Annotated in this window: 21 protein-coding genes and 2 pseudogenes; 12 read left to right on the top strand and 11 right to left on the bottom strand. The window is 65.6% G+C overall.

Annotated elements, in window-relative coordinates:
• Positions 1–8 precede the first annotated feature (8 nt).
• The 3 genes from ACT6UX_RS21210 to ACT6UX_RS21200 are packed head-to-tail and all read left to right on the top strand — an operon-like array spanning position 9 to position 3,909.
• Positions 9–2,174, top strand: a complete 2,166-nt coding sequence (locus ACT6UX_RS21210) for a protein-disulfide reductase DsbD family protein (RefSeq protein WP_444777141.1) — start codon at positions 9–11, stop codon at positions 2,172–2,174.
• Positions 2,175–2,183: 9 nt separating this feature from the next.
• Positions 2,184–2,825 (top strand): redoxin domain-containing protein, encoded by a 642-nt coding sequence (locus tag ACT6UX_RS21205; protein WP_444777140.1) that lies wholly within the window; start codon positions 2,184–2,186, stop codon positions 2,823–2,825.
• A 10-nt stretch (positions 2,826–2,835) separates the two neighbouring features.
• The gene (locus tag ACT6UX_RS21200; protein WP_444777139.1) at positions 2,836–3,909 is read left to right on the top strand and encodes a DUF3500 domain-containing protein; all 1,074 of its coding nucleotides are present in this window, start codon (positions 2,836–2,838) and stop codon (positions 3,907–3,909) included.
• A 10-nt stretch (positions 3,910–3,919) separates the two neighbouring features.
• Here ACT6UX_RS21200 and ACT6UX_RS21195 read toward each other — a convergent pair whose 3' ends face one another.
• Positions 3,920–4,975: a zinc-binding metallopeptidase family protein gene (locus ACT6UX_RS21195; RefSeq protein ID WP_444777138.1), complete on the bottom strand. Its 1,056-nt coding sequence runs from the start codon at positions 4,973–4,975 to the stop codon at positions 3,920–3,922.
• Positions 4,976–5,103: 128 nt separating this feature from the next.
• Between ACT6UX_RS21195 and ACT6UX_RS21190 the strand changes: the two genes are divergently transcribed.
• Positions 5,104–6,192 carry an ROK family protein gene (locus ACT6UX_RS21190; RefSeq protein ID WP_444777137.1) on the top strand — a complete coding sequence of 363 codons (1,089 nt, stop codon included), beginning with the start codon at positions 5,104–5,106 and terminating at the stop codon, positions 6,190–6,192.
• A 176-nt stretch (positions 6,193–6,368) separates the two neighbouring features.
• Here the strand turns inward: ACT6UX_RS21190 and ACT6UX_RS21185 are convergent, their stop codons facing one another.
• On the bottom strand, positions 6,369–7,445 hold the full coding sequence (locus ACT6UX_RS21185) for a PLP-dependent cysteine synthase family protein (RefSeq protein ID WP_444777136.1): 1,077 nt from the start codon (positions 7,443–7,445) through the stop codon (positions 6,369–6,371).
• Between the two features lie 151 nt (positions 7,446–7,596).
• On the opposite strand from ACT6UX_RS21185, the gene ACT6UX_RS21180 reads away from it, so the two are divergent.
• Together ACT6UX_RS21180 and ACT6UX_RS21175 are read left to right on the top strand one after the other, a co-directional pair.
• On the top strand, positions 7,597–9,063 hold the full coding sequence (locus ACT6UX_RS21180; protein WP_444777135.1) for a DUF2252 domain-containing protein: 1,467 nt from the start codon (positions 7,597–7,599) through the stop codon (positions 9,061–9,063).
• 27 nt (positions 9,064–9,090) lie between these two features.
• Complete coding sequence (locus tag ACT6UX_RS21175; protein ID WP_444777134.1) at positions 9,091–10,104, top strand: HAD family hydrolase; 1,014 nt, start codon at positions 9,091–9,093, stop codon at positions 10,102–10,104.
• Between the two features lie 15 nt (positions 10,105–10,119).
• Here the strand turns inward: ACT6UX_RS21175 and ACT6UX_RS21170 are convergent, their stop codons facing one another.
• The 3 genes and pseudogenes from ACT6UX_RS21170 to ACT6UX_RS21160 form a co-directional block, all read right to left on the bottom strand.
• Positions 10,120–10,971, bottom strand: coding sequence for an endonuclease/exonuclease/phosphatase family protein (locus ACT6UX_RS21170; RefSeq protein WP_444777133.1), 852 nt, complete (start codon positions 10,969–10,971; stop codon positions 10,120–10,122).
• 222 nt (positions 10,972–11,193) lie between these two features.
• Positions 11,194–11,589, bottom strand: a complete 396-nt coding sequence (locus ACT6UX_RS21165) for a hypothetical protein (RefSeq protein ID WP_444777132.1) — start codon at positions 11,587–11,589, stop codon at positions 11,194–11,196.
• A pseudogene (locus ACT6UX_RS21160) lies at positions 11,586–11,846 on the bottom strand (hypothetical protein); the annotation flags it as partial. The pseudogene ACT6UX_RS21160 and the gene ACT6UX_RS21165, both read right to left, overlap by 4 nt.
• A 537-nt stretch (positions 11,847–12,383) precedes the next feature.
• Here ACT6UX_RS21160 and ACT6UX_RS21155 point away from each other — a divergent pair.
• Complete coding sequence (locus ACT6UX_RS21155; RefSeq protein WP_444777131.1) at positions 12,384–12,575, top strand: hypothetical protein; 192 nt, start codon at positions 12,384–12,386, stop codon at positions 12,573–12,575.
• A 20-nt stretch (positions 12,576–12,595) separates the two neighbouring features.
• On the opposite strand, the gene ACT6UX_RS21150 is transcribed toward ACT6UX_RS21155, so the two are convergent.
• The 6 genes from ACT6UX_RS21150 to ACT6UX_RS21125 form a co-directional block, all read right to left on the bottom strand.
• Positions 12,596–13,363 carry a fumarylacetoacetate hydrolase family protein gene (locus ACT6UX_RS21150; RefSeq protein ID WP_444777130.1) on the bottom strand — a complete coding sequence of 256 codons (768 nt, stop codon included), beginning with the start codon at positions 13,361–13,363 and terminating at the stop codon, positions 12,596–12,598.
• A gap of 8 nt (positions 13,364–13,371) precedes the next feature.
• Positions 13,372–14,463 carry a sn-glycerol-3-phosphate import ATP-binding protein UgpC gene (locus tag ACT6UX_RS21145; protein WP_444777129.1) on the bottom strand — a complete coding sequence of 364 codons (1,092 nt, stop codon included), beginning with the start codon at positions 14,461–14,463 and terminating at the stop codon, positions 13,372–13,374.
• Between the two features lie 4 nt (positions 14,464–14,467).
• Positions 14,468–15,316 carry a sn-glycerol-3-phosphate ABC transporter permease UgpE gene (gene ugpE / locus ACT6UX_RS21140; RefSeq protein ID WP_444777128.1) on the bottom strand — a complete coding sequence of 283 codons (849 nt, stop codon included), beginning with the start codon at positions 15,314–15,316 and terminating at the stop codon, positions 14,468–14,470.
• A complete protein-coding gene (ugpA, locus tag ACT6UX_RS21135) occupies positions 15,316–16,197 on the bottom strand; it encodes a sn-glycerol-3-phosphate ABC transporter permease UgpA (RefSeq protein WP_444777127.1) in 882 nt (293 codons plus the stop codon). Before ugpA ends, ugpE begins: the two co-directional genes overlap by 1 nt.
• A 92-nt stretch (positions 16,198–16,289) precedes the next feature.
• A complete protein-coding gene (ugpB, locus tag ACT6UX_RS21130) occupies positions 16,290–17,609 on the bottom strand; it encodes a sn-glycerol-3-phosphate ABC transporter substrate-binding protein UgpB (RefSeq protein WP_444777126.1) in 1,320 nt (439 codons plus the stop codon).
• 133 nt (positions 17,610–17,742) lie between these two features.
• A complete protein-coding gene (locus ACT6UX_RS21125; protein WP_444777125.1) occupies positions 17,743–18,435 on the bottom strand; it encodes a glycerophosphodiester phosphodiesterase family protein in 693 nt (230 codons plus the stop codon).
• A 51-nt stretch (positions 18,436–18,486) separates the two neighbouring features.
• Here ACT6UX_RS21125 and ACT6UX_RS21120 point away from each other — a divergent pair, with 51 nt between their 5' ends.
• From ACT6UX_RS21120 to ACT6UX_RS21100, 5 genes and pseudogenes are all read left to right on the top strand, one after another.
• The gene (locus tag ACT6UX_RS21120; RefSeq protein WP_444777124.1) at positions 18,487–19,251 is read left to right on the top strand and encodes an SDR family oxidoreductase; all 765 of its coding nucleotides are present in this window, start codon (positions 18,487–18,489) and stop codon (positions 19,249–19,251) included.
• Positions 19,251–20,666: a sodium:proton antiporter gene (locus ACT6UX_RS21115; RefSeq protein WP_444777123.1), complete on the top strand. Its 1,416-nt coding sequence runs from the start codon at positions 19,251–19,253 to the stop codon at positions 20,664–20,666. Before ACT6UX_RS21120 ends, ACT6UX_RS21115 begins: the two co-directional genes overlap by 1 nt.
• A 147-nt stretch (positions 20,667–20,813) precedes the next feature.
• On the top strand, positions 20,814–21,350 hold the full coding sequence (locus tag ACT6UX_RS21110; protein WP_444777122.1) for a TRAP transporter small permease subunit: 537 nt from the start codon (positions 20,814–20,816) through the stop codon (positions 21,348–21,350).
• A 121-nt stretch (positions 21,351–21,471) separates the two neighbouring features.
• Entirely contained in the window at positions 21,472–23,079 is a 1,608-nt protein-coding gene (locus ACT6UX_RS21105; RefSeq protein WP_444777224.1) for a TRAP transporter large permease, read from the top strand.
• Positions 23,080–23,302: 223 nt separating this feature from the next.
• Positions 23,303–23,620, top strand: a pseudogene (locus ACT6UX_RS21100) (hypothetical protein); the annotation flags it as partial.

Genomic DNA, 23,620 nt, shown 5'->3' with positions numbered 1-23,620 from the left:
AGAAGCTGATGGCACGTTTCCTCGCCCTTCTGCTCGTGCTCATGGCGGGCCCGGTTTTTGCCCCGGCGGCTTCTGCGCAGGCTTCGCCTGAGCAGACGGCGGTCGTGACGACCGAAAATGTGCGGTCTGAGCTCGTCTCCGAGGTCGCGACGGTTAAGCCCGGCGAGCCGTTCTGGGTCGGATTGCGCCAGACGATGCGTCCCAAGTGGCATACTTACTGGAAGAATCCGGGCGAATCGGGCCTGCCGACCGAGATTTCGTGGAAGCTGCCCGACGGCGCCAAGGCCGATCCGATCGTCTGGCCGGCCCCGACCCTGTTCGATATCGGCGGCGTCATCAATTACGGCTTCAAGGACGAGTCCATGCTGCTGGTGCGCATCACGCCGCCGGCCGATCTCGCGGGGCCGATGACTTTGGCCGCCGAGGCCAACTGGCTGGTCTGCGAGGATGTCTGCATCCCCGAAGAGGGCAAGTTCGAGCTGACGTTGCCCGCGGGCGCGGCCGCAATGCCGGCGCCGCACGCCACGCGCACCCTGTTCGAACAGGCGCGCCGTGCGATCCCGACGGCCAGCCCGTGGCCTGCCCGCTATGGCCTGTCCAAGACCGGTGACCCGACTCTGCTGGTCGAGGCCAAGGGCCTGAAGCCGGACGCGGTGGGCGACGTCTATTTCTTCCCGGCCGAATGGGGGCCCGTCGCTACCATGGCCAAACAGGCTGCCACGGTGACGCCCGAGGGCATCCGCATCCCCCTGAAGAAGGGCGATGCCAAGACCACGATGACCGCCGATCTCTCCGGCACGCTGGTGCTCACCGAGAAGACTGCCGACGGCAACGTGAAGCAGGCCTTCGACGTCTCGGCCAAGCTTGATCCGGCGTTCGTGCCGGCCGCCACCGGATCGCTCGCGAATGCCGTGGGCGCCGAGCAGCTTTCGCTGCTGCAGGCATTGGCCTTCGCACTGCTGGGGGGACTGATTCTCAACCTGATGCCCTGCGTCTTCCCGGTCCTCGCCATGAAAGCGGCGGCCTTCGCGCGCCTCGCCGGCCATGAGCGCAGCGAGATGCGCCGCGACGGGTTCGCCTACACGGCGGGCGTCCTCGCCTCCTTCGCCGCCATGGCGGGTATCGTGATCGCGATCCGCTCCACCGCGGGCGAAGTGAACTGGGGTTTCCAGTTCCAGTCGCCGGTCTTCTCGCTGCTGATCGCCTATCTGTTCTTCGTGGTCGGCCTCAACCTCTCCGGCGTGTTCGAGGTCGGCGGCCGCCTGGCCGGCGTCGGCCAGGGTCTGGTCTCCCGCGGCGGCACGACCGGCGCGTTCTTCACCGGCGTGCTGGCGGTGATCGTGGCGACGCCCTGCACCGCGCCGTTCATGGCCGCCGCGCTCGGCTTTGCGCTCAGCCAGCCCGCGCCCGCCACGGTCGCAGTACTGCTGGCCATGGGTCTCGGCCTCGCTTTGCCCTATCTGGCGCTATCGATGACGCCCGCGCTGCAGCGGCTGATGCCGCGCCCCGGCCCATGGATGGACCGGCTGCGCCAGTTTCTCGCCTTCCCGATGTATGCCTCCGCCGTCTGGATGATCTGGGTGCTGACCCAGCAGACCGGCGCCGATGGTGTGCTCTATGCGCTGGGCGGCATGATCCTGATCGCCTTTGCCATCTGGCTGCTGCGGATTGGCAGCGGCGCATCGGCCGGCACCTGGGTGCGTCGCGGGCTCGCCGCCGGCGCCGTGCTCCTGGCCTTTGCCGCGACCCTCAAGCTCGACGACAGTCCCGCGCCCGCCGCCTCGGCGTCGGGCGGTCCGAATGCCGGCGTCAGTTTCGAAGGCTGGGAGCGCTTCTCGCGCGCCCGCATGGCCGAGGCCGTCGCCGCGGGCAAGCCGGTCTTCGTCGACTTCACGGCCGCCTGGTGCATCACTTGCCTGGTCAACGAGCGCGTGGCGCTCGAGACGCCTGCCACCCGGAGGGCGTTCGAGCAGGCCGGTGTGGTCAAGCTCAAGGGCGATTGGACCAACCGCGATGCCGAAATCACCGGCGTCCTGAAGGAACTCGGCCGCGCCGGCGTTCCGCTCTACCTGTTCTGGGCGCCGGGGGCGGATCGGCCGAAGATCCTGCCGCAGGTCCTCACCGAGTCGCTGATCCTGTCGGAGTTGTCGTCAATCCAGCAAGCCAAGCGTTAGGAGGCAGTCATGTCGAAGCTGAACGTTCCCCGTCGTTCCCTGATGATCGGTGGCGCCGCACTCGCCCTCGCCCCCGCCGCAGCCTTCGCCACCTCGAGTCCCGACATCGGCAATCCCGCGCCGCAGTTCAGTGCCGTCGACAGCAACGGCAAGAGCTGGTCGCTGGCCGACCTCAAGGGCAAGGTCGTCGTGCTCGAGACGACGAATCACGACTGCCCCTATGTGCGCAAGCACTACACGTCCAACAACATGCAGGACCAGCAGCGCGAAGCCGCCGCGAAGGGTGTCGTCTGGCTGACGGTCGCCTCCTCCGCCACCGGCGAGCAGGGCCATGTGACGGCCACGCAGGCCAACGACCTCACGAAGAGCCGCAATGCGGCGCCCGCCGCCGTGCTGCTCGACCCGCAGAGCAAGGTCGCGCGCGCCTATGGCGCCACCGTGACGCCGCACATGTACATCATCGATGCCAACGGCATCCTGGCTTACAAGGGCGGCATCGATTCGATCCCCTCTTCGAGCACTGCCGACATTCCCAAGGCGACGCAGTATGTCCGCGTGGCGTTGGACCAGGTTCTGTCCGGCAAGCAGGTCGCCGACGCCTCGACCCGCGCCTATGGCTGCACCCTGAAATATCCCAAGACCTCGACCTGACGGGCCGGCCATGCCGCACGACGGCTGGCATCCGCACGACGAGCCCCATCCCCACCACCATCGTCACGGCCCGCCGACCCGGCGGACCGTGCTGGCGGCGGCAGCCCTGCTGCCATTTGGCAGCGCAAGCGGCCAGACGGTCGATGCCGCCCAGCGCATTGCCGGCGCCGCCACACACTTCCTCAGCGCCCTCGATGACGGCCAACGCCGGAAGGCGATGATCGCTTTCGACTCGGGCAACCGTCTCGACTGGCATTACATCCCGCGCAGCCGCTCGGGCCTCGCTCTGGGCGAAATGCGAGCCGACCAGGCCGATGCCGCCCGCGCGCTCGTCGCCTCGGTGCTGAACCAGCGCGGACTCGACCTTCTCGATGGCGTGCGTCTGCTCGAAGGCGTCCTGCGCGAGCAGCAGGGCAGCTTCCGCGATCCCGACCGCTACCATGTGTCGGTGTTCGGCACGCCGGGCCGTTTTCCCTGGGGCTGGCGCTTCGAGGGCCATCACCTGTCGCTGAACGTGGCCTTGCCCGCCGCTGGCCATGTCGCGGTGACGCCGTTCTTCACAGGAGCCCATCCCGCTGCGGTGCGCGACGGCCCCCATCGCGGCTTCCGCCTGCTTGGTGCCTCCGAAGACCTCGCACGGCAGATCATGGCAGGCCTCGACGAGCAGCAGCGCAAGGCCGCGACCATCGCCGACAGGTCGTTCGGCGAGATCGTGGCAAGCCCGCAACGCGAGCGCGATCTCGGCGCGCCCCGGGGTCTGCTGCTCGGCGAGATGACGGCTGCCCAGCTCACCCTCGTCGAGGCGTTGATGGACCGCTTCCTCGGTACGCTCGCGGCTGACCTGCTGACCCGGCAGAAGCAGCGGGTCCAGGAACAAGGCTTTGCCGCCTTCCGCTTCGCCTGGGCCGGATCCCTGACGCCGGGCGAGGCGCACTATTTCCGCGTGCACGGGCCGGCAACACTGATCGAATTCGACAATACCCAGAACGGCGCCAACCACATTCACGCGGTCTGGCGGGACCTCGCTGCGGATTTCGGGCACGATGCGCTGGCCGATCACTACCGCCAGCACCAGCATCGCTGAGGGCAGCGCGCTACGCCGGGTGGATGAGTCGGTGGATGAAGCCGAGCTTTTCGATCACCGGCGCCGAAAGCACGAAGGGATAAAGGTCGGACTGTCCCATGGCGCGGTTGAGGCTGTTGAGCGCCAGCGACAACGGCATCCAGCTGTCGATGAGTTGGCCTATCTCGGCCGCGCGATAGGGATCGAAATCGATGGTCGCGTCGAGTTCGTCTCCCTTGGCGAGGCGCGGTTGGACCGTCAGGCCGAAAGCCCGGGCGATCTCGAGCGTGTCGACGATGTGCATGTAGTGCGCCCAGGTCTCGGCAAAATCCTCCCACGGATGCGAACTGGCGTAGTGACTGACGAAATTCGCCTGCCAGTCGGGTGGTGCGCCGTTGGCATAGTGCGCCTGCAGCGCCTGTCCGTAATCCTGGCTGTCGTCGCCGAAGAGCTGCCGGCAGGCCTCCAGCTCGCCACCGTCGCGCACCAGCCGGTCCCAGTAATAGTGACCGATCTCGTGCCGGAAGTGGCCGAGCAAAGTCCGGTAGGGCTCGTGCATGGCGACGCGGTTCTGCTCGCGCACCGCGTCGTCGGCCTCGGCAAGCGCAATCGTGATGAGCCCGTTGTCGTGACCGGTCATGACGCGGGGGGCATTGGCCATCGGAAGTTCGGCGAGGAAGTCGAAGGCGAGCCCATTCTCCGGCGATTCGATCTTGGTCGGTAGCGGGAGCTTGAGGCGAAGCAGTGAATAGAAGAGCCGGTGCTTGGCGATCTCGAGCTTCTGCCAGTGGGCCAGGTTGTCGGCGATCGTCAGGTCCGGGATCGTCCTGTTGTGCCGACAGGACAGGCAGAAGGTTTCCGGGGACGTCGACTCCACCAGCCAGTTGCAGGCGGCGTGCTGGGCGTTCGCGCAGAAGCGGTAGAGCAGGTCGGGCGAGGCCAAGGCGCGCCACAACTCGCCCTCCGGCTCCAGCGCCGAAAGGGTCGCGACGTCGGGGACGTATCCGAGCTTGTGTCCGCATTTCACACAGACATCGTTCTCGAAATACAGGATCTGTTGGCAGGCCTGGCACTTGAAGAGTTTCATCTCTGGCGTAACGCAGAGCGTGCCTCGGTGTTGCCACGCCGTCCTGCCGCAGCCTGTGCGTGGAAAGATGGTCGAGGAACTTTCTTCCCTCGTCGGCCGTTCAAGGTGCCTTACAGGGGGAGATGCGCATGAGCGCCCGGACCAAGACCGAAACAGCGGCATCTGCCGTGGAACCCGCCGAGGCTCCTTCCGTATTCGTCCATGGCGGCCGTGTCCTGCCTTCGGTCACCGTCGATACCTATAACGAGGAATTGCGCGACGACGAGGGATTCGTGGGAGACCGCGCCAGCCGGCGTGCCTTCCAGGCCATACTCGCCGACTGGCGGGAACGGCTGAAGGAGCGCGGCGAGGACCCGTTCGGCGACGTGCCGATGGAAGAAATCTCGAAGTCGAAGCTCGACAAGATGCTCAACGCCGGCGATCCCGTCTCTGCCGGGCTCGTGCATACCGTGGTCGAGGAGTTCGCGGGCGAGCTTGCGACGGTGGTGCGCCGCTTCCTGCGACTGGGTTCGTGGAAGGACACCGAGCGCATCGTCATCGGCGGGGGCATGATCGGCAGCCGAATCGGCGAACTCGCCATGGGACGCGCCAGCATCATGCTGGCCGCCGAGGGCGTGACCATCGAACTGCACGCGATCGAGAACGATCCCGACGAAGCGGGCCTGATCGGTGCCGTGCACCTCGCGCCGAGCTGGGTGATGGCCGGACACGACGCCATCCTGGCCGTCGACATCGGCGGTACCAATGTGCGGGTGGGCGTGGTCGAGCTCAATTCGGACAAGCGCGGCGACGTCGGGGAAGCGGACGTGTGGAAGCGCCAGGTCTGGCGCCATGCCAACGACGAACCGGACCGCGACGAAGCCATCGAAAAAATCGCCGCGATGCTGAACAAGCTGATCGACCGGGCGAAGCATGAGAAGATCAAGCTCGCGCCGTTCATGGGCATAGGGTGCCCCGGCCTGATCGACGAACATGGATCGATTCTCAAGGGCGGACAGAACCTGCCTGGCAACTGGGAAGGCAAATCCTTCAATCTCGCGGCTGCCCTCTCCGCCCATCTTCCCAAGATCGACGGTCACGAGATCTTCATCCAGATCCACAACGACGCCGTCGTTCAGGGGCTGAGCGAAGTGCCGAACATGAAGGACGTCAAGCACTGGGGCGTGATGACGATCGGCACCGGCCTGGGCAACGCCCGGTTCACGAACCGGGAGTAACTAAGAAAGCTCCGTCGTCTCGACGGTAGCCGAGCGCAGCTCGGCGGAGTGGAGAGACCTTCGCACTACGATTTGCCGGCTATTCGTAGAGAGAAGATCTCTCCGCTACGTGACGGAGCCTGCCCCGAGGCTTCCGAGGATCCGCTCCCGTCGAGATGACGATGATGCTTCCGCGATCATCCCATCTGATAGCCGGGCGTCGACTTCGAGATGGCGATCTCGGACTCGTCCATGTCGTCGATGATGCCCTCGAACAACGGCGTCGTTAGATAGCGCTCCCCGGTATCGGGCAGCATGCAGAGGATGACGGAACCGGGCGCGGCCTTCTCCGCCACCTGAAGCGCCACGGCGAAGGTCGAGCCGCCGGAAATGCCGGTGAAGATGCCTTCCTTCTGCGCCAGCGCTTTCGCGCATTTGATGCCATCGGCCCCGACGACCGGCAGGAGCTCGTCGAAATATTTCTTGTCGATGGCTTCCTGCAGCACCAGCGGCACGAAATCCGGCGTCCAACCCTGGATCGGGTGCGGCTCGAAGGCGGGGTGGCTGACCGAGGGCGAGCCGTCGGCAGCCCGCTCCTGGGGCTTGCCGCTACCCACGAGTTGGGCATTGGCGGGCTCGGTCAGGATGATCTTCGTCTCCGGCCGCTCCTTGCGCAGCACCCGCGCCACGCCGGTCACCGTGCCGCCGGTGCCGTAACCGCTCACGAAATAGTCGAGCCGGCTGCCTTGGAAGTCGGCCAGAATTTCGCGCGCCGTCGTGGCCTCGTGTATCTCGGCGTTGGCGTCGGTCTCGAACTGGTGGGCCAGGAACCAGCCGTTGGCCTTCGCGAGTTCGACGGCCTTCTGGTACATGCCGAGCCCCTTCTGGGCGCGCGGCGTCAGCACGACCTTGGCACCCAGCATGCGCATCAGCTTGCGCCGCTCGATCGAGAAACTGTCGGCCATGGTGACGACCAGCGGATAGCCCTTCTGGGCGCAGACCATGGCAAGCCCGATGCCGGTATTGCCGCTGGTCGCCTCGACCACGGTCTGGCCGGGCTTCAGCGTGCCCTTGCGCTCCGCCGCCTCGATGATGTTGACGGCCAGGCGGTCCTTTACCGAACCGCCGGGATTGAAGGCCTCGGCCTTGACGTAGATCGTGACACCCTTCGGCGCCAGGGCGTTGATGCGGATGCAGGGCGTGTCGCCGATCGTGTCGAGCACATTGTCGTAAAGCCGACCGCGTCCCGCGGTGGTCCGGATCTTGGTGCCCATTTCCATCTCCCTGTGCGTGAGCGCGAATTCTACGCCGGTTCGGCGTGGCCGCGAAATGCTCGATGCGCAATCCGTATCGACGTCGCCACTTCGCGCATCCCTCCTTGGGTTAGTCTGGCAGACGCGGCGACGGGCCGCCTGGAGTTTCGACATGAGCACGGCAGCCGCGCGACCCGACATCGATGCGCCTTTCAACCGTATGATCTCGGCTTCGCCCGGCGAGACGCTCGGCCTGTTCGCCGCGCCGAGACGGTCGGTGAGCGAACGCAAGGCGGTCGGCAAGAGCCTCCGCAAGGTGGTGCCGCGCGAAACCCATGCCCTCTTTCGCGAGAGCGGCGATCGACCCGATCCCGTTGCGATTCTCGAGGCGCAGAACCTCACTCGTGCCCAGAAGCTCGTGCCGGTGCGCTTCGCGCGGATGCTGGCCTCGCCCTTCGCCTTCCTGCGCGGCTCGGCCGCGGTGATGGCGTCGGACCTCGCCACGACGCCCGTGACCGGCCTGCAGGTGAACGCCTGCGGCGACATGCATGTCTCCAACTTCGGCGTCTTCGGCTCGGCCGAGCGCGAACTGGTGTTCGCCATCAACGACTTCGACGAGGTCTTCCCCGGCGCCTGGGAATGGGATCTCAAGCGCCTCACGGCCAGCGCCGCCGTCGCCGTGCGCTTCATGGGCGGCGACAAGCAACAGGCCGCGGAGGCTGCGGAGCAAACCGTGAGGTCGTATCGCGAGCACATCGCCCGCTATGCCGAGATGGGTCATCTCGCCACCTGGTACGACAGGATCGACGAGCACGCGGTGCTCTCGGGCCTGTCGCCAACGGCGCGCAAGAACGCCCGGAAACTGATCGCCAAGGCCCGCGACAAGGGACACCAGCGCGTTCTCGGCAAGCTGGCCGAGTTCGTTGACGGGGAGCATCGCATCGTCGAATCCATTCCCCTCGTGGTTCGCGAGAGCCACACCGAGGGCGGGATTCCCATCGAGCAGGCGTTGGATGCCATGCTCAATTCGTATCTCGAGTCGTTGACCTACGATCGCCGCCGCCTCCTGTCGCGCTATCGCATCGTCGATGTCGCGCGCAAGGTCGTCGGCGTCGGCAGTGTCGGCACCGGCTGCTGGGTCGTGTTGCTCATGGGCAACGACGGCGACGATCCGCTTTTCCTGCAAGTGAAGCAGGCCCAGCCGTCCGTGCTGGCGGCCCACTCCGACTACCGGATGCCGTTCGAGAACCAGGGCCGCCGCGTCGTGGTCGGCCAACGCATGATCCAGGGATCGCCCGATATCTTCCTGGGTTGGGGGCAGCTGAACGACCGGCATTTCTATGTACGCCAGCTCGCCGACATGAAGGGCGGCATCGAAATGGAGGAAGGGAACGCCAGAGGCGTCGCCGGCTTCCAGGAATATTGCGCGCTGTGCGGCTGGGCCCTGGCGCTGGCTCATGCGAAGTCGGGCGATGCCGCCGCCATTGCCGGCTATTGCGGCAACAGCGCCGCCCTCGACGAGGCCTTCGCCAAATTTTCCCTCGCCTATGCGCGGCAGACCGAGCGCGATCACGAAGCGCTCGACAAGGCGCGCCGCAGCGGCCGTGTCCGTGTCGCGTCGGAACGACTGACGAAGTAGGATCGCCGCGACATTCTGGAGCCTGCGATGAAGCGTCGATCGTTGATGATGGGGATGGCGGCCGCCGCCGGGGCGGCTGCGGTCGGGAGCACGGTCCGGCCGGGTTTCGCGCAGGCCGACGGGCTACCCTCCTGGAACGACGGGCCGGTGAAGCGGTCGATCCTCGACTTCATCGCGCGCACGACGACGCCGGGCGGGCCGGACTGGATCCCGGTGCCGGAGCGCATCGCCTGCTTCGACAATGACGGCACGCTATGGACGGAGCAGCCCATCTACGTCCAGATCGCCTTCGCCGTCGATCGCGTGAAGGCGATGGCGCCTCAGCATCCCGAATGGCGCACGCAGGAGCCCTTCCGGTCGGTGCTGGCCGATGACCGGGCCGCCCTGGCAGCCTTGGGCGAAAAAGGCTTCCTCCAGATCATCGCGGCGACGCATACCGGCCTGACGACGGAGGCCTTCGCGAAGGCGGTGACGGACTGGCTGGCAACCGCCCGCCATCCGCGCTTCAATCGTCCCTACACCGACCTCGTCTACCAGCCGATGCTCGAATTGCTGGCCCTGCTGCGCGCCCATCAGTTCAAGACCTTCATCGTGTCCGGCGGCGGCATCGACTTCATGCGGCCGTGGACGGAGCGGGTCTACGGCATCCCGCCGGAGCAGGTCGTGGGCTCGTCGGGCATGACGCGGTACGAACTGAGGCCGGACGGTACGCCTGTCCTGCTGAAAGAGCCCAGGATTCAGTTCATCGACGACGGCCCCGGCAAGCCGGAAGGAATCAACCAGTTCATCGGCCGGCGACCGGTTTTCGCCTTCGGCAATTCCGACGGCGACCAGCAGATGCTCGAATGGACCGCGGCCGGCAGCGGCGCGCGTTTCATGGGCCTCGTGCACCATACCGACGCCGTCCGCGAATATGCCTACGATCGCCCCTCGCTGGTCGGCCAGCTCGACAAGGCGTGGGACGAAGCGCTGCGCCGCCACTGGACCCTCGTCGACATGAAGAACGACTGGAAGGTGATCTACCCGTTCGAGCTGCGCTGACGGCTGCGCGACCGGCTAGAGATCGAACTCGACGAAGACGGGCCAGTGGTCGGACGCGACGATGCCGTAGCCGATCCACGCCTTCTTCACCTTCGGCGCCAAATCGTGGGTGACGAAGACGTGGTCGATGCGGCCCTCGCGCGGAAAGGACTCCACCTCCTCCTCGCTGTTGCCAGCGGCAATCCAGGCATCGGCCAGGTGCATCGTCGTGCCGAGGCGGCCGTAGTAGCTGGTCTCGCCGCAGACCAGCGGATACTCGGGATGGTCGGGCGTGAAGTTGAAGTCGCCGGCGAGGATGGCAGACCGCGACACGTCAGGGCGCCGCTCCTGGAACATGAAGGTCGAGCCTGCGGCGCTGTCCCATGTCGCGCCGATGCGCTCTGCGTTGAGCACCGTCTCCATCAGGGCGCGGACCTGCGGCAGGCGCTGCTGCGGGCCGACGTGGCTGAGATGAACGCTGTAGACGCGCAACGGTCCTGCGGGCGTCTCGATCGACGCCTCGACGAAGCCGCGCTGCAGGTCGAAGCGGTCGACGAGCTGCGTCTTGGGCAGGAGATGGCCGCGCGCCCACACGATCGGCCAGCGCGAGATCACGGCATTGCCGAAGCTGCGGCGGCGGTTGACGATCCGCCCGTCGGGACCGACCTCGCTGGCGTCGGACTCCATGGCGCCGTGGTACCAGTGATAGCGGTTGAGCCGGGAGGCGATCTCGGCGGTCTGGTCGGCGAAGGCATTCTGCGGCCAACCGGAGACGGCTTCCTGGATACAGACGATGTCGGCCTCTGCCACCGTGTCGGCGATGCGGGCCACGTCGTACTTGCCGTCGGCGCCGACGCCGTAATGGATGTTGTAAGTACAGAACAGCATGGTTTCACTTATCCAATCGATTCTGCTTAGTGAACATAAACTCAGCCTGGAATCCGCGAGATGCCGCGAACCCGCGAAGGGGTGGCAGGCGGCAAGGCCGACGGCCCTCATGAGTGGCGAAGACAAGCCGGCGAAAACAACGACCGGATCCCAACGATACCCAACCGCCCTCGTCAATAAGGCTCCGGCGTTCGGCATGTCCAAGCAACTGGTCGGGGCTTGCTACTGACGATTCAGGCCCACGATCGCCCCGACAGCAAGGACCAGCATCCAGCCGCATCTCCCAAGATCCTTGAGAGAGCCCGCGAAAAGCAAGCGGCCTTCCTGCGAGTATTCACGGGCGCTGAACGTCATATGCCACGGGCTGGCCGACGCCCGCCCCCGCTGCGACCAGACAAACCGGAAGATCGCTCGCAAGAAGTAGAATGCTCCGATGAGGATCGCACAGCCAGCCACGACGCCGAACACGGCGGTCAAATGTACCGAGAGCGGAATTCTAGACGGCAAGGAGGGTCGATCGTCCGCCACGGCGACGGTCATGCTGATCAGAACGCACTCAGCCGCGATCAGACTTACGGCTACATACCGCTTCCGCATGAACAAGCGGATGGGATTCACGACCGCGTCCCCCATCGCACCAGCGCCTCGTTCAGCACTTCGACCACACGCGCCGCCGGCAGCTCCCAGAAGCTGCCGAGGTCCAACTTTCGAGCGAGGCCGCCCAGCCGTCCGGATCTCGCCACAAAGGCTTCCGACATGTCGCCGTTCACGCGCATGATGAGACCCCGGCTCCGGTCGGTGTAGAATCCCCTGAAATCGTCCCAGCCAAACCGGATTGTCCGAAAAAGGAGGCGCCACTCCAGCCCTTCGGAATCGAGGACGAGTGTGGCGGGGGATAGCCGCCATCAAGCCGAAAAACGCGGTTAAGACCCCCAGAAAACTGAGGCCCACGATTGTCCCAGTGGAATATCTGACCTCGGGAACCAGCAGGATGAAGGCGAGCAGGGAGCAGCCCCCCAGGAACCACGCAGAATATTTCATCCGATCCTGTCGCATCACGATCGGCGGATCGTCGACCGATCCCTCGACCGCAGTCATCCACTTGGGAATGCCGAGTTCTTCCTTTGTCCGCAGCCTGCCGTGCCGTGTCATCTGGCCGATATTGCGGAGGCAGCCGGCATTTTCAACCAACCTCGGTCGACAGACCGGCCAGCGGCGAGCGCGCATCGCCGGCACCGAAAGAGTGAAAGCACCCTTCCCTTCGCGACAATACCTGAGAGTTCGCGCCGGGGTCATTGCCCGTTCTTCGAAGAGAACCCGTCCACTTGGCGGATGCGGCAGGCGGACCGACCTGTCACAGTATGCGAATGCTCAACCCTGCCGAGTCTCTCGCCCGCAAGATCGTCCGGGACATGCATATCTATACCCGTGGCCGCCCCATGCACTGGGTGCCCATGGATACGGTCATACGCCGCCTCGACCTGAAGCAAGACGCGGCCACCGGGGCGGCGTTCAGCCATGCGGCGTCCCATGGCTGGCTGGAACTGAAGGAGCTTCGGGGCGCCTGCCTGACCACCGCCGGCCGCCGCCTCACGAAAGCCTGAACACCCGACCGTCGAACCTCTCACCCGTACCGGTTGCGCAGCGTGCCGATGCCGTCGATCGCGATCTCGACCACGGTCCCGGCCTTCATCGGCAGCACGCCGAGCGACGTGCCGCAGGCGATGATGTCGCCCGGCACGAGGGTCATGTCCTGCGAGATGCGGCTGACCAGTTCGGCCGGGGGGAAGATCATGTCGTCGACCCGGTAGTTCTGGCGTTCCCGGCCGTTGATCAGGGTGCGGACCGTGAGCGACGCGGGGTCGAGGCCGGTCGCGACGACCGGGCCGAACACGCCGAAGCCGTCGAAGTTCTTGGCGCGCGTCCATTGCGCGAAGGACGGGTCGCGCTGCAGCAGTTCCATCGCCGTGACGTCGTTCACGCAGGTGTAGCCGAGGATATGGCCGGCGGCCTCTTGCGGCGACACGGCCGAGCAGGTCCGGCCGATCACGACGCCCAGCTCGCCCTCGTAGGCGACGCGGCCGCCATAGGATCTCGGCACGGGGATCGTCTGGCCGTGGGCGGCAAAGCTGTTCGGCGCCTTCAGGAAGGTGAGCGGCTCGACCGGGATCGCCCAGCCGTTCTTCTCGGCGGCGGCACGGAAGTTGTTCCACAGCGCCACCATCTTGCTGGGCTCGGTCGGCGTGAGCCAGCGCGCGTCGGTCGCAGCGACGGCCTCGCCGGTCGGCGGGCCGGGATCGAAGATGGTGCCTTCGTGCAGGCGAACGAGGTCACCGTCGATGGTGCCGATGCGTGCACGCCCCTCGTGCTCAATGCGGGCCCAGAGTGTCATGCCGCGTGTCATACCGCGTCGGGGATGCGTTTGCCGGTCTGCGAATCGAACAGGTGGAGATGTCCGGGCTCGGCCTTGAAGCGCAGTTTCTCGCCGGGTTTGGCGAGGATGTGACCGCCCTGGCGGACGGTGACGAGCTCGCGCGCCTCGCCGAAACGGCCGTGCAGCAGGGTATCGGCGCCCAGCGGCTCGGCCAACTCGATCTCGAACTCCAGCGGGCCATCGGCAGCCGGATGCAGATGCTCTGGCCGGATGCCGACCGCGACGGGCGTCCCGGCCGCGGCTGTGGTGGGAAGGCCGATCGGCAGGACGATCCGGACCGCGCCGGTGCCGGCCAGCTCGATCGACCGGCTGCCTTCGACCACCTTGCCCGCCAGGAAGTTCATGGCCGGCGATCCAATGAAGCCCGCCACGAAGACGGAGGCCGGCCGCTCGTAGACGTCCATCGGCGTGCCGATCTGGTCGGCGACGCCCGCGTTCATGACGATCAGCCGGTCGGCGAGCGTCATCGCCTCGACCTGGTCGTGGGTGACGTAGATCGAGGTGACGTCGAGCTCGCGCTGCAGGCGCTTGATCTCGAGCCGCATCTGCACGCGCAGCTTGGCATCGAGGTTGGACAGCGGTTCGTCGAACAGGAACACGGCCGGCTCGCGCACGATGGCACGGCCCATGGCGACCCTCTGGCGCTGGCCGCCCGAAAGCTGCCGCGGCTTGCGCTGCAGGAACGTCCCTAGCTCGAGGATCTTGGCGGCCTTCTGGACGCGCACGTCGATCTCGGCCTTGGACAGACCGCGGATCTTCAGCCCATAGGCCATGTTCTCGTAGACGCTGAAATGCGGATAGAGCGCGTAGTTCTGGAACACCATCGCGATGTCGCGATCCTTGGGCTCCAGTTCGTTGACCACCCTGTCGCCGATCGCGATCGTGCCGCCGGTGATGCGTTCCAGCCCCGCCACCATGCGCAGCAGGGTGGACTTGCCGCAGCCCGAGGGGCCGACGATGACGACGAACTCGCCGTCGGCGATCTCGATGTCGACGCCGTGGATGACCTCGAGCTTGTCATAGCTCTTCCTGACGCCGCGCAGATGGACTTGCGCCATGGTCCTACTTCTCCGTTTCGACCAGGCCGCGTACGAACTGGCGCTGCATGAACACGACGACCAGAACCGGCGGCAGCATGGCGAGCATCGCCATGGCCATCAGCAGGTTCCAGCTCGGCACCGAATCGACCACGTTGGCCTGGCGCGAGACCGTCATGACGACGGTGTAATAGCTTTCCTTGGTGGTGATCAGCAGCGGCCAGAGATACTGGTTCCAGCCGTAGATGAACTGGATCACGAACAGCGCCGCGATCGAGGTCCGGCTCATCGGCAGCAGAATGTCCCAGAAGAAGCGCATCGGGCTCGCGCCGTCGACCCGCGCGGCCTCGGTGAGTTCGTCGGGCACGCTCAGGAAAAACTGGCGGAACAGGAACGTCGCCGTCGCCGAGGCGATCAGCGGAATGATGAGGCCCGCATAGGAATCGAGCATGCCCAGCGAAGCCACGACCCCGTAGGTCGGGACGATGCGCACCTCGACCGGCAGCATGAGCGTGACGAAGATCGCCCAGAAGAAATACATCCGCCCGGGGAATCGGAAATAGACGATGGCAAACGCCGAGGTGATCGAGATGGCGATCTTCCCGATGGCTACGCCCAGCGCCATGATCAGGCTGTTGGTCAGCGTCATCATCACCGGCGTGCTGCCGACCCGGCCATACCCCTCGGTCAGCACCTTTGTGTAGTTCTCGATCAGATGCGGGCCGGGCAGCAGCGGGATGGGCGACTGCAGCATGGTCTGCTGGCTGTGCGTCGAGGCCACGAACGTCATCCACACAGGGAAGGCTATGATCGCCAGCCCGAGAAGCACGATGAGGTGGCTGAGCACGGTGAGGAAGGGCCGGTTCTCGACCATCAGTAGTGCACCCGGCGCTCGATGAAGCGGAACTGCACGAAGGTGAGCGCGATGACCACGATCATCAGGATCACCGACTGGGCCGACGAGCCTCCCAGGTCCTGGCCGCGGAAGCCATCGTTGTAGACCTTGTACACCAATATGTTGGTGGCATGCCCTGGCCCGCCCTTGGTCAACGCGTCGACCACACCGAAGGTGCCGAAGAAGGCGTAGATGATATTGATCACCAGCAGGAAGAAGCCGACGGGCGAAAGCAGCGGGAAGATGATGTCCCAGAACCGGCGGCCGGGGCCCGCGCCATCGATCGCCGCCGCCTCGATCAGCGACTTCGGGATCGATTGAAGGCCGGCCAGGAAGAACAGGAAATTGTAGCTGATCTGGTTCCACACCGCGGCGATCACCACCAGCAGCAGAGCCTGATTGCCATTGATCACATAGTTGAATTCGATGCCGATGCCCTGGAGCATCCAGGCGACGATGCCGACCGAGGGATTGAACAGGAAGCCCCACAGGACGCCGGCAACGGCCGGCGCCACGGCGTAGGGCCAGACGAGGAAGGTCTTGTAGGCCGTGGCCCCGCGGATCACGCGATCGGCCATTACGGCCAGCAGCAGCGAGAAGCCGAGCCCGATGGCGGCGACCAGGAAGCTGAACACCACGGTGAGCTGCGCCGAGTGGGCGTAGCTGTCATCGCGGAAGAGCTGGGCAAAATTCTCGAACCAGACGAACTTCGAATTGCCGCCGAAGACATCCTCGATCAGCACCGACTGGTACATCGCCTGCCCCGAGGGCCAGAAGAAGAAGACCAGCGTGATGATCAACTGCGGCCCCAGCAGAAGGTAGGGCAGCCAGCGTGAGTTGAAGGTGACGCGTTTTTCCATCGAGCTAGTCCGTGGCCCTCCCCCTCCCAGCCTCCCCCGCTTTGCGGGGGAGGTGGTCCGAAGGACCGTAGGGGGAAAGCAACGGCAAGGCTTTACTTATTGGCGGCTTCGAAGCGCTTGAGCTGCTCGTTGCCCGCCTTCACGGCGTCGTCGAGTGCAGTCTTCGCGTCCTTCTTGCCCGACCAGACGTTCTCGAGCTCGCCGTCGACGATGTCGCGGATCTGCACGAAGTTACCGATGCGCAGGCCCTTGGAATTGGCCGTCGGCGGATTGAGCGTCAGCTCCTGGACGGCCACTTCGCGGCCCGGGAACTTCTTGTAGAAGCCTTCCTTCTCGGTCGCCTCGGAGGCAGCCATCGTGATCGGCACGTAGCCCGTCTCCTGGTGCCACTTAGCCTGCACCGGCGTGCTGGCGAGGTAGGTCAGGAACTTGGCAACGCCCTTGTACTCGGCGGCCGGACGACCCTGCAGCACCCACAGGGTGGCGCCGCCGATGATCGAATTCTGCGGCTTGGCGATGACGTCGGGCGAATAGGGCATCATGCCGATACCGTACTTGCTCGTGCCGCCCAGCGCCTTGTCGATGCCCGCGGCCGAACCGGACGAGGCGATGTGGAATACGCAGTCACCGGCGGTGAACAGCGCCGTCGACTTGCCCTCGCGACCGCCGTAGACGAACGTCTTGTCCTTGGTCCAGTCGGCCAGCATCTGGATGAACTTGACGCGGGCCGGGTCGTTGAACTTCAGCTCGATGTCGGTACCGCCGAAGCCGTTGTCCTTCGTGGCGTACGGCAGATTGTGCCAGGCGCCGTAGTTCTCGATCATCGTCCAGGTCTGCCATTGCGGCGTGAACCCGCACTTGGCCCCGGCAGCGACCGCCTTCTTCGCCATCTCGCCCAACTCGGGCCAGGTCTTCGGCGGCTTGTTGGGATCGAGTCCCGCCTTCTGCATCAGCTCCTTGTTCCAGTAGAGGACCGGCGTCGAGGAGTTGAACGGCATCGACAGGAGCTTGCCGTCCGGCGTCGAGTAATAGCCATAGACCGGGCCGATATAGGCCTTGGGATCGAACGGCTCCTTGGCGTCGGCCATCAGCTGGTAGACCGGATAGACGGCGCCCTTGGCGGCCATCATGTTGGCCGTGCCGACCTCGAAGACCTGCACGATGTGCGGCGCCTGCTTGGCGCGGAAGGCGGCGATCGCGGCCGTCAGGGTCTCGGTGTAGGACCCCTTGTAGACCGGGTTCACCTTGTATTCGCTTTGCGACTTGTTGAAGCCCTCGGCGAGGGCATTGACCGTTTCGCCCAGGTTGCCGCCCATGGCGTGCCACCACTGGATTTCGGTCTGTGCGAACGCGGCAGACGCGCTCGCGAGCACCGCCGCGGCCGCGACGGACGACAGTAGAATCCGTGTCATATCGAACAAACCTCCCAGAAAAATCCCCGGCGATGTATCGGCGGGCCGCACGACTGTGATGTGTCGGTTTTATTGCGGTCTGATGACAGAACACCAAGACTGCGCACCGAGCGCAACCCCCAAATGGTCGAACCTACTGGAGGGCCGCCAGGATCACGTCCGGCGCGTCGCTGATGACGCACTGCACGCCCATCGCGACCAGTGCCCGGGCCACGTCCCCGTCGTTGATCGTGTAGACGCTCAGCACGTAGCCGGCCTTGCGGATCTCGACCGCCCGGACGGCGGTCAGGCGCTTGCCGTTGGTGTTGATGCCGGCCGCCTCCACCGCTTCGGCGCGCGCTCGCCAGTCATCCTTGACCTCGTCGATCAGCAGTGCGCGCGCAAATTCCGGCGCCGCCTCGCGGGCGGCGGCGAGCGACGGGTCCTTGAAGCTCGACAGCAGCGGTGCCGGCAGCGCTGCCGGCCACAGGCGGCGCAGGGTCTCGACCGTGACCCGCGCGGTCTCGGCCTCGCGCCCCTCGCATGGCTTGATCTCGACATTGCAGCCCAGGCCCAGTTCGCCGAAGCAGGCGATCGCCTGTTCGAAGGTCGGCACCGAGGGCGGCAGCTCGGACGCGCGCAGCTCGGACGCCAGCCGGTCGACCCCGGTCGTCCGTTTCAGCGACGAATCGTGCAGGACGATGGGCACGCCGTCGGCCGTCAGCTTGACGTCGATCTCCACCCAGCTGGCCCCACGCCGACGGGCTTCGCGGAACGAGTCCAGCGTGTTTTCCGGCGCGTAGGCCATGGCGCCGCGATGGCCGATCACGTTAGGGAGTTGCAGCATATGCGAATCCATAGCTAAGTCGGCTGCCGCAATAGCCGAATGCACCGACACATGTCGACCTTCCCGGAGAAATTCCGCCTCGACGGCCGCACCGCGCTGATCACCGGATCGGCGCGCGGTCTGGGCTGGGAGATGGCCAAGGGCCTGGCCGAAGCCGGTGCCCGGGTGCTGTTGCATGGCCGCTCGCAGGACGGGCTGACACCGCGCGTGGCCGAGCTGCGCGCCGCCGGCCGGGCGACCGACGCGGTCGTGTTCGAGATGGCCGATCGCGCGACCATGAAGCGGGCCCTCGCCGCGGCCGGGCCGGTCGACATTCTGATCCACAATGTCGGCGAGCGCGACCGGCGCCCCTTCGCCGAGATCGAGCCGGACGATTTCGCTCGCCTGGTCGACACTGATCTTTGCGCGGGACAGGCGCTGATCCGCGAGCTCGTACCGGGCATGGTCGAGCGCGGCTGGGGACGTCTCATTCTCGTGACCTCGATCGCCGCGACGCTCGCCGCCCCCGGCGCTTCCTCCTACATTGCCGCCAAGGCCGGCCTCGAAGCCCTTGCCCGGGCGCTCGCCTCCGAGCTTGGCGCCACCGGCGTCACCTCCAACGCCCTCTCGCCCGGCTTCTTCGCGACCGAGACCAACGAGGCGCTGATCGATTCAGCCGCCGGGGAACGGATGCGGCTACGCTGCCCGGCGAAGCGCTGGGCCGACCCGTCGGAAATCGCCGGCGCGGCTATCTTCCTCGCTTCTCCTGCCGCAAGCTACGTCAACGGCCATACCCTGACCGTCGACGGCGGTGTCACTGCAACCTACGTGGGCTGATGAAACTCCGACACCTCCTTCCCGGCCTGCTCACCTTCGTCTTCGCGCTGCCGGCACTGGCGGCCGGAGCCGACGCCCCCGCCATCGACGGACGCCATCTCGGCCTCGTCTGGATGATCCCGTTCGCCGGCATCCTCCTGTCGATCGCGATCATGCCGCTCGCCGCGCCGAGCTTCTGGCATCACCATTTCGGCAAGGTTTCCGCCCTCTGGGCGGCACTGATCGTCATCCCGTTCGCGCTGATTCACGGTGTCCCGACCGCCGTCTACGAGGTCGTCCACCTGCTGCTGCTCGACTACATCCCCTTCATCGTCCTGCTGACGGCGCTCTTCACCGTGACCGGCGGCATCCACATCAAGGGCAACCTGCACGGCTCGCCGTCGATGAACACGGCCCTGCTGGCGATCGGCACGGTGCTTGCGGGCTGGATGGGCACGACCGGGGCCTCGATGCTGCTGATCCGCCCGGTGATCCGCGCCAACGACGACCGCCGGCACAAGATCCACGTCTTCGTCTTCTTCATCTTCCTGGTGTCGAACATCGGCGGCGCACTGACGCCACTCGGCGATCCGCCGCTGTTTCTGGGCTTCCTGAAGGGCGTGAGCTTCTTCTGGACGACCGAACACCTGTTCTCGGAGATGCTGGTCTGCGCCCTGATCCTGCTGGCGGTATTCTACGCCCTCGACAGCTACTGGTACCGCAAGGAAGGCCGTCCGAAGCCCGACCCGACGCCAGAGACCCCGGTGCGGATCGAGGGCGGCGTCAACATCGTCCTGCTGGCAGCGATCGTCGGAGCAGTGCTGGCCAGTGGCACCTGGAAACCCGGAATCCAGTTTACGGTCTTCCACGTTCCGCTCGAGCTGCAGAACGTCATGCGCGACCTGGTCCTGGTGGCAATCTGCTTCCTGTCGCTGCGACTCACCTCGCGGGCGTCGCGTTCCGCAAACGGCTTCAGCTGGGCCCCCATGCTCGAAGTCGCCAAGCTGTTCGCCGGCATCTTCATCACCATCGCGCCGGCGCTGGCCATCCTGCGGGCCGGCAAGGACGGCGTGCTGGCCCCGCTGGTCGCGCTGGTGACGGGCCCCGACGGCCAGCCCAACGACGTCTGGTATTTCTGGCTGACAGGCATCCTGTCGAGCTTCCTCGACAATGCGCCGACCTACCTCGTTTTCTTCAACCTGGCCGGCGGCGATCCCAACGTGCTGATGGGCGCCCTCGCCAGCACCTTGGCGGCCATCTCCTGCGGCGCCGTGTTCATGGGCGCCAACAGCTACATCGGCAATGCGCCCAACTTCATGGTCAAGGCCGTCGTCGAGGAAGCCGGGATCCGGATGCCCAGCTTTTTCGGCTACATGGCTTGGTCGTGCGGCATTCTCTTGCCGCTGTTCGTGCTGCTCACTGTGATTTTCTTCTAAGCCGCACACCGGTCGGTTGCGCTGGGCGCGACCGGCCGGCGGAATTGGCAGTTCTGCCCTTCGGATTTTCTGGCATAGGTAAAAAACGGCATTAGAATGAATCGGGTCTGACAAAAAAATAAAGCGAGGACAGGGGGGCTTCGAGACATGGCGGCACTTCTCAAACTGAGTGCAGCGATCGACCGCATCACGGAATTCGTTGGGCGTTCGCTGTACTGGCTGATCCTCATCATGGTGCTGGTCAGCACCCTGAACGCCATTTCTCGCAAATTCCTGAACATCAGTTCCAACGGCTGGCTCGAACTCCAGTGGTACATGTTCGCCGCCGTGTTCATGGGGTGCGCTGGCTACGCGCTCCTGCGCAAGGAACACATCCGCATCGACATCATCGCCAGCCATCTGTCCGACAGGGCCAACCAGCGCATCGCCCTGTTCGGCCATATCTTCTTCCTCATGCCGCTGTGCCTGATCATGATCTATTTCTGCTGGCCCTACTTCCTGGAGTCGGTGCGGATCAACGAGCTTTCCAGCAATGCCGGCGGCTTGGTCCGCTGGCCGGTCAAGCTGATGATGGTCGTCGGCTTCGTCCTGCTGATGATGCAGGGCATTTCGGAGATCATCAAACAGGTGGGCGTGATGCTTGGGGTCTATGTCGACCCGCGCACCGCACCGTCTTCGCACTGAGGCCCGCACCATGAAAATTCTCCGCGGGATCTTTTATCTCTTCCTCATCTTCATCGCCGCGCTGGTGGTGTCCTCTTTCTTCGCACCGCAAAGCGTGCTCGCGGGCTGGGTCAAGGCCGAGATGGCCCCGATCATGTTCGTGTCGCTGATCTTCTTCCTGCTCCTCGGCTACCCGGTCGCCTTTTCGTTGAGCGCGCTGGGACTGCTCTACGCAATCGTTGGCATCGAACTGGGCCTGTTCACGCCCAACCTGATGCAGGCGCTGCCGAATCGTCTCTATGGCGTGATCGAGAACGAGACCCTGCTGGCAATCCCGTTCTTCACCTTCATGGGACTGATCCTCGAACGCTCCGGCATGGCGGAGGATCTTCTCGACACGATCGGCCAGCTGTTCGGGCCGCTGCCCGGCGGCCTGGCCTATGCGGTCGTGTTCGTCGGCGCGTTGCTGGCGGCGACGACCGGCGTGGTGGCGGCGTCCGTGATTTCCATGGGCCTGATCTCGCTGCCGATCATGCTGCGCTACGGCTACGACCGGAAACTCGCATCCGGCGTCATCGCGGCCTCGGGCACCCTGGCCCAGATCATTCCGCCCAGCATCGTGCTGATCGTCCTGGCCGACCAGCTCGGCCGGTCGGTCGGCGACATGTACAAGGGCGCCATCATTCCGGGGTTCGTCCTCACCGGACTGTATGTCGGCTACGTCTTCTCGCGCACGATCTTCACGCGCGGCGTGGCGCCGGCGCTGCCGCCGGAGGCCCGCCAGCTCAAGGAAGACAATGGGAGCGCCGGCTATACGTCCCTGGTCGTACTCGTGGCCTGCGTCGTGGCCGGCAGCCTGGTGCTGGCGCATGTGCTGCATTGGGAAGGGATCTGGGCCGCGTCGCTGTCGGGCCTGACCGCCTATGTGCTGGCCGTCGCCAATCGCGCCTTCAGCCTCGGACTGCTGAGTCGGCTGGCCCAGCAGGTCGTCATCGTGATGATGCCGCCGCTGGCGCTGATCTTCCTGGTGCTGGGCACGATCTTCATCGGCCTCGCGACCCCGACCGAGGGCGGAGCGATGGGAGCCACGGGCGCCGTGCTTCTGGCGCTCGCCAACCGCCGCCTGGATTTCGCCCTGCTGCGCCAAGCGATGGACGTGACCGCCAAGCTCACCGCCTTCGTCATCTTCATCCTGGTGGGCGCGCGCGTCTTCAGCCTGAGCTTCTACGGCGTGAACGGCGATCAGTGGGTCGAGCATCTGCTTCTGGGGTTGCCCGGCGGCGCGGTCGGCTTCCTCATCGCCGTCAACATCCTGATCTTCTTCCTGGCCTTCTTCCTCGACTTCTTCGAACTGGCCTTCATCATCATCCCGCTGCTGGCCAAGCCGGCGGAAGCCCTGGGCATCGATCTCATATGGTTCGGTGTGCTGCTGGGCGTGAACATGCAGACGTCGTTCATGCACCCGCCCTTCGGCTTCGCTCTGTTCTACCTGAGGTCGGTCGCCCCCGAAGGGAGCTATGTCGACAAGGTGACGGGCAAACTGATGGACGGCGTCACGACGGCGCAGATCTATTGGGGTGCGGTGCCGTTCGTGTGTATCCAGGTCATCATGGTCGCGCTGGTCATCGCCTTTCCCGGCATGGTCACCTCGAGCCTCGATAAGGGCACCGGCGTCGATCCCAGCAAGGTGACGATCGAGATCCAGGCACCGCCGTCTGTCGACGACGCCCCGCCGATCTCGTTCAAGTAACTTCGGCAAGAGAGCCCCGCCCGGTCAGCCGGGCGGGGCCTGCCGAGAGGCGCTGACGGCCGCAGTCCGACCGCAATTCCACCTATATAGAGGACAAGAAACCACAGGATCAGCCCGGCGCTTTTCTGTAGGTTAGCGCCTGCCCCGGTCCCGGGTAGCCGCAGGCCCGCCCCCTCGCTCCGAGGACGCCGTGCATCGGGGTAAAAAGCTGTAGAACCGCCTCGTGGCCCACGCCGTCAGCGCCTTCTCCTACCGGTCAGACCGCATCTCTCCCGTCGCGCTCGCGCTGGCGATTCTGCTGCACGCGCTCGTGGCGGCGGCCCTGTGGTGGCTGGCCCATCAGAAGCCGCCCGCGCCGCCGGTCGAGGAGGCGATCACCGTCTCGTTCGAGCAGCCCAAGGCTCCGGAACCGCCCCCGCCCGCGGCGCCTCCGCAGCCGCCCGCGGCCCAGCCCAAGCCGGTGCCGCCCCAGCCCCTGCCGCCGGTCAATCTCGGCGTGCGCCCGCCGGCGCCCGTCACGGGCGACCGGCCGACCCAGGCC

The sequence above is a fragment of the Reyranella sp. genome (assembly GCF_052439685.1).
GTDB lineage: Bacteria > Pseudomonadota > Alphaproteobacteria > Reyranellales > Reyranellaceae > Reyranella.
This window is presented reverse-complemented; position numbering and strand designations above follow the sequence as displayed.